This is a genomic window from Amycolatopsis sp. NPDC057786 (genome assembly GCF_042797905.1).
Taxonomy (GTDB): Bacteria; Actinomycetota; Actinomycetes; order Mycobacteriales; family Pseudonocardiaceae; genus Amycolatopsis.
This window is the reverse complement of the sequence record NZ_JBHVKW010000044.1, coordinates 52,397-60,918: the sequence shown is the minus strand read 5'-3', so window position 1 is coordinate 60,918 and position 8,522 is coordinate 52,397. Positions and strand designations below refer to the sequence as shown.

Below are 8,522 nucleotides of genomic sequence, written 5' to 3'. Positions count from 1 at the left end.
TCAACACACTCGTGGTCCTCTTCCCCGGCCGCCTACCAATCCACTAAAATAACCACACAATCATCCGTGGCTTACACGAAAATCATGACAGGGCCGGGAAAGACGCCGCCACCGTCGCCGACGAGATGATCACGACGATTCAGCGGTTGCCCGCCGAGCTGCGCCGGTCACTGGCCTGGGACCAAGGAACCGAGATGGCCCAGCACGCCCAGATCACCCTGGCCACCGACCTCGACATCTACTTCTGCGACCCGCACTCACCCTGGCAACGAGGCTCGAACGAGAACACCAACGGCCTGCTCCGCCAGTACTTCCCCAAAGGCACCGACCTCGCCACACACAGCCGGGAAGACCTCGCGAGGGTGGCCGCCGAACTCAACGGCCGCCCCCGCAAAACCCTCAACTGGGACACCCCAGCCGAACGACTCAACAAGCTACTGTCCTAACAGGAGCACGTTGCGACGATCGCATGAATCCACCCCGTCCTTGCCACTCACGAGTCGAAGCAGCCCTTTTCGTTGAGCGGTCCGAACGTGGGCAGCACCAGGCCGCACAGGTAGCCGTCGATCCAGCGCCCGTTGCCCGCGACGTTGGTGAGCACCCGGATCGCCGGCGCGAACGCGGCGATCCCCTTGGCCAGCGAATCCTGGTTGCGCTGGAGCATCGACGTCAGCCGGTCGAGTTGTTCGAGCACCGGTCCGAGCTGCCCGTCGTTGTCGGCGATGATGCCGTCGAGCGCGGTCGCGAGCCGTTTCGATCCGTCGAGCAGATCCTTGATCGCCTGCTGCCGGGTGGAGATCGCGCGCAGCAGCGCGTCGCCGTCCTGGATCAGCCGCTGGACCTCGGCGTCGCGGTCGACGAGGGTCTGCGACACCTGCCGGGTGTTCGCGAGCAGCGTCCGGAGTTGCCGGTCGCGGGAGGCGATGGTGCCGGAGAGCTTCGAGACCCCGTCCAGGGCCGAGCGGACGTCGGCGGGCGTATCGGCGAAAGTCGCCGAAATAGTGTCGAAGCTTTTCGCGAGTTGGCCGACATCGATGGCGTCGACGGTTTTCGACAAATCCCGAAACGCTTCAAGAACGTCGTACGGCGCGGTGGTCCGTCGCAGCGGAATGGGATCGCCGGGATCGAGGATCGCTTCGCCGTGCGGGTCGAGCGCCAAGTACTTCTGCCCCAGGACGTTCTTGATCCGAATGGACGCGCTCGTGGCGTCGCCGACCCAGGCGTCCTTCACCCGGAAGGAGACGAGCACGCGATCGCCTTCGAGGTCGATCTCGGACACCTTGCCGACCTTCACCCCGGCGATCCGGACGTCGTTGTCCGCACGCAGCCCGCCCGCGTCGGAGAATTCGGCGGAATAGGTGGTGCCGCCGCCGATCACCGGCAGCGCGTCGGCGTTGAGCGCCGCCGCCATCCCGAGGGCCATCGTGGTGAGCCCGGCGAGCGCGAGCTTGATCGGGTCAACCGCACCGAAGGACCTCATCGCCTCACCTCGCAGGTCACAAGCGGCAAAGCTTAAGGGCCGCTCCTGCCCATCGCCAGGCGAAACGTTGCACCGATCGGGTGGCAGTGTCTGTCCATTGTGGACTCTAATCGAGCCGGACTTCGTAATGGAGCGTCTTGTACTTCTTCAGCCGGTGCACAAGCGGGACGAGGAACCCGTGCAGGAGCCGATGCTTCCTGGCCAGGAGGGCCGCCGCGTGCCGCGCTTCTTCACCGTCGAGCAGGCGGGCCCGCCCGCGCGCCGGCTCTCCCGTCGGAGTGCCGCGAAACGTCGACGGGGCGATCTCGATCCGCGGGTCGTTCCGCAAGCGCTTGGCCTTCCACGCCGCGTCGTACGTCCGGATATACGCGTGATCGCCTTCGACGGCGATGTTGACCGGTGTCCCGATGGGTGTCCCGTTCCGCTTGAAGGTCTTCAGCAGAATCGTCTTCTGGTCTGTGAATCTGGAAAGTCGCGTCGTCATACCTCTAGGACGAGGCAACCGCGCGGGACGTGACGGTTAGCGCCAGAGCCCGTCCGCCGTCCCCCGCGCGACATGCTCCTCGTAGATCTCGACCTTCCGGCTGATCAGCTCCAGGCAGTCGGCCAGTTCGGCGATCCGGTTCCGGACGCTCTTCTGGTGTTCCCGCAGCAGCTCCAGCCGCTTTTCCTCGTTCCCTGGCCCCTGCCGGACGAGTCCGGCGAATTCGCGGATGGTGGCGAGCGGCATCCCGGACGCCCGGAACTTCGTGCAGTTCACCAGCCAATCGACGTCCTGCTCGGTGTACACGCGGCGGCCGCCGGCGTCCCGTTTCACCGGCGCCGCGAGCAGCCCTTCCTTCTCGTAGAAGCGAAGCGCGTGCACGCTGAGGCCCGTCCGGGCGGTGACCTGGCCGATCGCGAGTTCCGTCACTCGGGCGACGATAGCGTTTGACCTAGAGAGCCCTCTAGCGCCTAGCGTCCGCCGCATGACCACTTCGCAGCACAAGATCGGCTCAGGCTTCGGCGCGCGCAGCACCGCCGGAGAAGTACTGGACGGGATCGACCTTTCGGGCAAACTCGCCGTCGTCACCGGCGGTTATTCGGGGCTGGGCCTGGAAACCACGCGCGCATTGGCGAACGCCGGCGCGCGCGTGGTCGTCCCCGCGCGCCGTCCGGCCGACGCCGAGGCCGCGCTCGCCGGGATCTCCGGTACCGAAGTCGACGAGCTCGACCTCGGCGAACCGGCGAGCGTCGAGGCCTTCGCCCGGCGGTTCCTCGGCACCGGGCGCCCGATCGACCTGCTGATCGCGAACGCCGGGATCATGGCCGCGCCGGAACGGCGGGTGGGTCCCGGCTGGGAGTCGCATTTCGCGATCTGCCACCTCGGCCACCACGCCCTGGTGAGCCGTCTCTGGCCCGCGCTGAAGGCGGACGGCGGCGCCCGCGTCGTCACGGTGTCGTCGGCCGGTCACCATTCCTCGCCGATGCGCTGGGACGACGTCCAGTTCGAGCGCGGCTACGACCGCTGGCTCGCGTACGGCCAGGCCAAGACGGCGAACGTGCTGTTCGCGGTGCAGCTGGACACGCTCGGCGCCGAACACGGGATCCGCGCGTTCAGCCTGCATCCGGGCGCCATCCTCACTCCCCTGCAGCGGTATCTGCGGCAGGAGGAGATGGTCGAACGCGGCTGGATCGACGAACACGGCGAACTGGCCGACCCGGATTTCAAAACGCCGGAGCAGGGCGCGGCGACCCAGGTCTGGGCGGCGACGTCACCGCTGCTCGACGGGATGGGCGGGCTCTACTGCGAGGACTGTGACATCGCCGAGCTCGCCCCCGAGGAGGGCGAGTGGGTCGGCGTGCGCCCGTACGCGATCGATCCCGGCGAGGCCGCACGGCTCTGGAAGCTCTCCGCCAACGTCACCGGGACGTCGCTTGGCTAGCTCCAGAACTTGATCTCGGGGTTGCCCGGCACCGGCCCGTCCAGCAGCGGCTGCTGCCCGCCGCGCAGGTTCTTGTCGAAGAACGCGGAGACATACGCCCTGGTCAGGGCCATACCACGCTCGCCGTCGAGTAGACCGGGCTGGCCCAAGCCGAGCTGTTCGCCGAGGACGCCGACGTCGGTGAAGGACGCGTGCCCGGCCGCCGCGACGCTGATCCAGCGCTTCCAGCCGGTGAGGTTCGGCCAGCTGCCCGCCCACGTCGTGTCCGGGCCGGCCGGGGTGTACTCGCTCTCCCGGCCGAGCAGCAGGAACGGCCGGTCGATCCCGGACGCGGGGATCGGCGACCACAGCCTGCCGTCCAGGTCGGCGCCCGCGCGGATCCGCCGGTCGTCGACCATCGCGGTCGGCGTGCTGTACCCGCCGATGGAATGCCCCGCCATGCCGATGCGCGTCCGGTCGATCAGCCGCGACCAGTGCGACGAAGGCCTGGTCAGCGTGTCGAGGACGAACGAGGCGTCCGCGGAGCGGATCGGCGGGAGCAACGTCGACTCGGAGCCGCACGCGGCACATTCGGTGACGCGCCCGTCCGGGAACGCGGTGCCATGGGACTCGTGGTTGTGGCCGATCAGCGCGACCACGAACCCCTTGCTCGCCAGCTCCTCCGCGAGCCCGGTGAGCGTCGTGCGCGGTTTGCCGAATCCCGGCGACAGGACGACGAGCGCGTGCTTTCCCGGCTGGGGCGGGGCGTCGACCCTGGCGCTGGTCCGGGTCCCGGCGACCAGTGCGGGATCGATGTCGGGGAGGCCCGATTCGGTCAGGAACGCCTTGGCCTCGGCCAAGGTGAGGTAGGGCCGTTTCGGGCCGATCGGCACCAGCGCGGGGTAGAACATCGACACCATCAGCTCGCGCGGCCCGGACGGCACCCACGGGTCCTGGCGCGAGCGGTCGACGAGGTGGAGGTCGGTGGAGCCGACGGGATACGAGCCGGTCGGCGGCGGCAGCGTCAACCGTGGGGCCGCCGCGGCCGGGCTCGCCAAGGACACCATGCCGGCGAGGGCGGTCAGCGCGACGAGAAGCCGTCTCATGGGGTTTCCGTTTCTGTCGAGGATCTTCCTGTGTCCAGGCTGGAGCCCGGCGCCGTATTCGCGCGTCTGCCGCAGGTCGTATCCCGAGGTCTGCCGCGAGAGGGATCCGCGCCGCCCGATCCGGGATTACGCTCGGCTGGTGCCGTCCTTCCTCAGTGATCACCCGCGAGCCGTCGACCGCGGCCTGACCCTCCTCATCGGACTGTCCACTGTGGTCACAGCCGACGACCCGGAGGGCTTCGAGTGGTGGCTGGTCTCCTTGGCGGCCTTGGCTTCTTTGCTCGTCCGGCACCGGAATCCCACGATCACCTTTGCTGCCGGGGGCACGGCCTCGCTCCTGCATCTGGCCATGGGCAACGACCTCAAACCCGTCGACGTCGTCGCGCTGGTCGGCCTCTTCTCCGTCGCGGCCTGGGGGTCGCGACGGCGTTCCGTCGCTTTGCTGGCGGCAGGACTGCTCGTCGCGGCGGCTTGGTCGTTCTATGCCTCGGAAGCGAACACGCGGACACCGGGCCCGACGCCACCGCGGATCATCATCATCGATCGGCTGGCACCGGCCGATACCGACGCCGACGACCACCAGGTGCAGGACTGGGGCGGTTTTCCGGGAATCGGCCTGTCGCTCGGGGTGGCGTGGCTCGCCGGGCTGAACACGCGGCAGCGCCGGATCCGGCTGTCGGTGCTGGAGCAGCGGGCCGCCGATCTCGAACGCGAGCGCGACACCCAGGCCGCGCTGGCCGTGGCGGCCGAACGCGGCCGGATCAGCCGCGAACTGCACGACGTCGTCGCCCACGCGCTTTCCGTGGTGGTCCTGCAGGCGCAGGGCGCCCAGGCGGAACTGGACCGGCGGCCCGAGCGATCGAGGGAGGCGCTGGACGCCATCGTCGACACCGGGCGCACCGCGTTGAGCGAGATCCGGCGGCTGCTCGGCGCGCTCGGCCAGGACGAGCCGGACTGGGAACCTCAGCCGGGTGCGGAGCGCCTGCCGCGGCTGGCCGCCGACATCCGGTCGGCGGGCACGCCGGTCGAGTTCCGCGTCGAAGGGGATCCACGGCCCCTTCCGTCCACAGTGGACCTGGCGGCGTACCGGATCGTGCAGGAGGCGCTGACGAACGTGCTGAAACACGCCGGTCCTGACGTGTCGGTGACTATCGTGATGCGGTACGAGCCCGGGGCGCTGGAGATCGAGGTGACCGACGACGGCCTCGCGGCGGAAACGCCGTCCGGCACCGGGCACGGCCTCGAAGGGATGCGGGAACGGGTGAACGTACTGGGCGGCACCTTCGACGCGGGTCCGCGGGCGGAGCGCGGCTTCGCCGTCCGCGCGACCCTGCCGTCATGACGATCCGGGTGGTCATCGCCGACGACCAGGCGCTCGTGCGCACCGGCCTGCGGATGATCCTGGACAACGCGGACGACATCGACGTCGTCGGCGAGGCTGGCGACGGCGCGGAGGCCGTCGCGCTGGTGGCGGAGCTCGATCCCGACGTCGTGCTCATGGACATCCGGATGCCCGAGATGGACGGCGTCGAGGCCACGGCCGCGATCGCCGCGGTTCGGCGCGCCCGCGTCCTGGTGCTGACCACGTTCGACCTCGACGAATACGTCTACGCCGCGCTCCGGGCGGGGGCCAGCGGCTTCCTGCTCAAGGACGCGCTGGCGCCGGATCTGCTCGCCGGGGTCCGGGTGGTCGCCGCGGGTGAGGCGACCCTCGCGCCCACCGTCACCCGGCGGTTGCTCGACCGGGTCGTCACCGGCCTGCCCGTGTCGCCGCCGGACGACCGGCTCGCCCTGCTCACCGGCCGCGAGAACGAGGTGCTCCAGCAGCTGGCGCGCGGCCTGTCCAACGCCGAGATCGCCGAACTGCTGTTCCTCTCACCGGGCACGGTGAAGACCCACGTCGGCCGCATCCTGACGAAGCTCGGGCTCCGCGACCGCGTCCAGGCCGTCGTCTTCGCCTACGAATCCGGGATGATCAGCCGCTGACCGCGGCGGGCGCGCGCCAGTGCTTGCCGCGCCGTGGCCGCCGGTGCTGTCCGCGCCTGCCGAGGTCGGCGAGGCTGTCGACGGGGCGCGCGGCGAACTCTTCGGCGGTGATGCCCATCCGCACGAGGTACTTGATCTCGCCGCGCACCACCTCGGTGTCGCGCAGCCTGCCTTCCTCGCGGAAGCCGAGACCGCCGTGCAGCGAAAGCGACGCCAGGTTGCCGCCGTACACGGTGACCTCGCATTTGCGGAAGCCGCGTTGCCCGAACATATGCGCCAGGAGGACGGTGATGGCGTCCGTGGCGTACCCGCAGCGCTGGTGGCGCGGGGCGATCCCGATGCCGTAGCCGAACCGGCCGGTCACCGGATCGGCGCCGATGGTGCAGACCGAACCGACCAGCATCCGGCCGCGCACCGTCTCGATGCCGAAGTGGATGTCGTCTCCGGAGGACCCCGAACGGTGTGAGGCCCAGTGCCGGTGCCCCCCACCGATCAGCGGCGTCGCCTCACGGGCCATGTCACGGTCGAAGCCCATCAGGACCCGGCGATCCCCCAGCCCGACCTCGCGCAACCGCACCTTCCGCCCGACCTGCTCGGGCTCCAGGGCGGAGCGGGTCACCGCGTCCGGCCGCACGGGTGCTCACGAACGATCACAAGCATGCATCGACGATATCGGGTCCCGAAACGCCCGAAGGCCCCCACCCGGTACGGATGGGGGCCTTCGGCGTGAAGAAAGTCAGATGGCGACGACGCGCTGGGCCTGCGGGCCCTTCTGACCTTGGCCGATCTCGAACTCGACGCGCTGCCCTTCGTCCAGGGACTTGAAACCGCTGCCCTGGATCTCCGAGTAGTGCACGAAAACGTCCGGTCCGCCGTCGTCCTGAGCGATGAAGCCGAAGCCCTTTTCGCCGTTGAACCACTTAACGCTGCCCTGAGCCATACTTTTTCTACCTGCTCTTCATAGCGAGTCTGAGCTCATTCGATGCCCCGATCTCGTGGACCATTCTCGCAGGTCTTCGCCGGTAACACACGTCGCCGTCGCAAATTCGTACAGATCGCCAGGTCAACGTCACCCTTGGCGGGTCGGCAGGCGGGTCGGATCGCCGATTTTCGCCGTCTCCGAGACCCCGGGCTTGACCTTGACCCTGCGTCAGGGCCGGAGCCTAGCCGTATGACGACCACACCCCCACTCGGAGAGTTCCAGAAGATCGACGGCCGCCGCCTGTTCGTGCACCGGTCGGGTGACGGCGGGCCCGCCGTCGTGTTCCTGCCGGGGGCGAGCGCGGTCGGCCTGGACTACCTCGGTGTCCAGCAGGAGGTCGCGCGGTTCACCACCGCCGTGCTGTACGACCGCGGCGGCACGGGCTACAGCGATTCCCTCCCGCTGCCCCGCGACGCCACCGCGGTCGCCACGGAACTGCGCGAACTGCTCCTCGGCCAGGGCATCACCGCCCCGTACGTGCTGGCCGCGCACTCACTCGGCGGCCTCTACGCGCACCGATTCGCGCAGCTGTACCCGCGGGAAGTGGCCGGACTGGTCTTCCTGGACGCCCTTCACCCCGACTGGGACGACTTCATGCCGCCCGCGGCGAGCCTGGCCCAGGCCGAGCGCCCTGGACCCGAGCCGGACCGCGAGGCCCTTCGCGCGATGCACGCCGAGTTGCGCGCGGGCTACCCGGACGATGTGGGCCGCCTCCTGATCGAGGCCAAGGTGAGTGACGAATGGCTCCGCGCCGGCGCCGCGGAACGCACCGGGCTGGTCGCGCTCGCCGAGGAACTGCGGGGCGGGCCTGCCCTCCCCGACGTGCCGATGGTCGCGCTCACCGTCGCCGATCCGTCGCCGGAGATCGACGAGGCCAAGACGAAGATGGACGCCGCGCGGGTGAGTGGGTTCTCCCACGCGGAGCAGCGGCTCGTCCCCGATACGCTCCACCACCGGCTCTGCTTCGATCGCCCCGACGCCGTGGTCCGGGCGATCCGCGACGTCGTCGACCGGTCCCGCCGGGGGGACGCGTGACGTTTCGGACCAGAGTCCGGCCACTCAAC

10 protein-coding genes and 1 pseudogene are annotated in these 8,522 nt (G+C 69.5%); 5 read left to right on the top strand and 6 right to left on the bottom strand.

Annotation, left to right across the window (positions count from 1 at the left end):
* Positions 1–98 precede the first annotated feature (98 nt).
* A pseudogene (locus tag ACFVM3_RS22730) lies at positions 99–446 on the top strand (IS30 family transposase); the annotation flags it as partial.
* Between the two features lie 47 nt (positions 447–493).
* Here ACFVM3_RS22730 and ACFVM3_RS22725 read toward each other — a convergent pair.
* The 3 genes from ACFVM3_RS22725 to ACFVM3_RS22715 all read right to left on the bottom strand — a co-directional run bounded on the left by ACFVM3_RS22725 (position 494) and on the right by ACFVM3_RS22715 (position 2,393).
* A complete protein-coding gene (locus ACFVM3_RS22725; RefSeq protein ID WP_378441495.1) occupies positions 494–1,480 on the bottom strand; it encodes an MCE family protein in 987 nt (328 codons plus the stop codon).
* Between the two features lie 106 nt (positions 1,481–1,586).
* On the bottom strand, positions 1,587–1,964 hold the full coding sequence (locus tag ACFVM3_RS22720; protein WP_378441493.1) for a PPOX class F420-dependent oxidoreductase: 378 nt from the start codon (positions 1,962–1,964) through the stop codon (positions 1,587–1,589).
* Positions 1,965–2,000: 36 nt separating this feature from the next.
* Positions 2,001–2,393, bottom strand: coding sequence for a MerR family transcriptional regulator (locus ACFVM3_RS22715; RefSeq protein ID WP_378441491.1), 393 nt, complete (start codon positions 2,391–2,393; stop codon positions 2,001–2,003).
* Positions 2,394–2,448: 55 nt separating this feature from the next.
* On the opposite strand from ACFVM3_RS22715, the gene ACFVM3_RS22710 reads away from it, so the two are divergent.
* Entirely contained in the window at positions 2,449–3,405 is a 957-nt protein-coding gene (locus tag ACFVM3_RS22710; RefSeq protein ID WP_378441489.1) for an SDR family NAD(P)-dependent oxidoreductase, read from the top strand.
* Here the strand turns inward: ACFVM3_RS22710 and ACFVM3_RS22705 are convergent.
* On the bottom strand, positions 3,402–4,490 hold the full coding sequence (locus ACFVM3_RS22705) for an alpha/beta hydrolase family protein (RefSeq protein WP_378441487.1): 1,089 nt from the start codon (positions 4,488–4,490) through the stop codon (positions 3,402–3,404). The genes ACFVM3_RS22710 and ACFVM3_RS22705 overlap by 4 nt on opposite strands.
* 139 nt (positions 4,491–4,629) lie before the next feature.
* Between ACFVM3_RS22705 and ACFVM3_RS22700 the strand changes: the two genes are divergently transcribed.
* Positions 4,630–5,832 carry a sensor histidine kinase gene (locus ACFVM3_RS22700; protein WP_378441485.1) on the top strand — a complete coding sequence of 401 codons (1,203 nt, stop codon included), beginning with the start codon at positions 4,630–4,632 and terminating at the stop codon, positions 5,830–5,832.
* A complete protein-coding gene (locus ACFVM3_RS22695) occupies positions 5,829–6,476 on the top strand; it encodes a response regulator (protein ID WP_378441483.1) in 648 nt (215 codons plus the stop codon). The genes ACFVM3_RS22700 and ACFVM3_RS22695 overlap by 4 nt, the downstream gene beginning before the upstream one ends.
* Here the strand turns inward: ACFVM3_RS22695 and ACFVM3_RS22690 are convergent.
* Together ACFVM3_RS22690 and ACFVM3_RS22685 are read right to left on the bottom strand one after the other, a co-directional pair.
* The gene (locus tag ACFVM3_RS22690) at positions 6,466–7,110 is read right to left on the bottom strand and encodes a GNAT family N-acetyltransferase (RefSeq protein ID WP_378441480.1); all 645 of its coding nucleotides are present in this window, start codon (positions 7,108–7,110) and stop codon (positions 6,466–6,468) included. The two genes, ACFVM3_RS22695 and ACFVM3_RS22690, sit on opposite strands and share 11 nt — an antisense overlap.
* Before the next feature lie 102 nt (positions 7,111–7,212).
* Positions 7,213–7,416 (bottom strand): cold-shock protein, encoded by a 204-nt coding sequence (locus ACFVM3_RS22685; protein WP_005149851.1) that lies wholly within the window; start codon positions 7,414–7,416, stop codon positions 7,213–7,215.
* Positions 7,417–7,647: 231 nt separating this feature from the next.
* Between ACFVM3_RS22685 and ACFVM3_RS22680 the strand changes: the two genes are divergently transcribed.
* The gene (locus tag ACFVM3_RS22680; RefSeq protein WP_378441478.1) at positions 7,648–8,493 is read left to right on the top strand and encodes an alpha/beta fold hydrolase; all 846 of its coding nucleotides are present in this window, start codon (positions 7,648–7,650) and stop codon (positions 8,491–8,493) included.
* Positions 8,494–8,522 lie beyond the last annotated feature (29 nt).

What these genes read in the sequence shown, in the direction of transcription:
- ACFVM3_RS22725 (WP_378441495.1), bottom strand. Translation starts at nt 1,480, where the DNA reads ATGAGGTCCTTCGGTGCGGTTGACCCGATCAAGCTCGCGCTCGCCGGG.
- ACFVM3_RS22720 (WP_378441493.1), bottom strand. Translation starts at nt 1,964, where the DNA reads ATGACGACGCGACTTTCCAGATTCACAGACCAGAAGACGATTCTGCTG.
- ACFVM3_RS22710 (WP_378441489.1), top strand. Translation starts at nt 2,449, where the DNA reads ATGACCACTTCGCAGCACAAGATCGGCTCAGGCTTCGGCGCGCGCAGC.
- ACFVM3_RS22705 (WP_378441487.1), bottom strand. Translation starts at nt 4,490, where the DNA reads ATGAGACGGCTTCTCGTCGCGCTGACCGCCCTCGCCGGCATGGTGTCC.
- ACFVM3_RS22695 (WP_378441483.1), top strand. Translation starts at nt 5,829, where the DNA reads ATGACGATCCGGGTGGTCATCGCCGACGACCAGGCGCTCGTGCGCACC.
- ACFVM3_RS22685 (WP_005149851.1), bottom strand. Translation starts at nt 7,416, where the DNA reads ATGGCTCAGGGCAGCGTTAAGTGGTTCAACGGCGAAAAGGGCTTCGGC.
- ACFVM3_RS22680 (WP_378441478.1), top strand. Translation starts at nt 7,648, where the DNA reads ATGACGACCACACCCCCACTCGGAGAGTTCCAGAAGATCGACGGCCGC.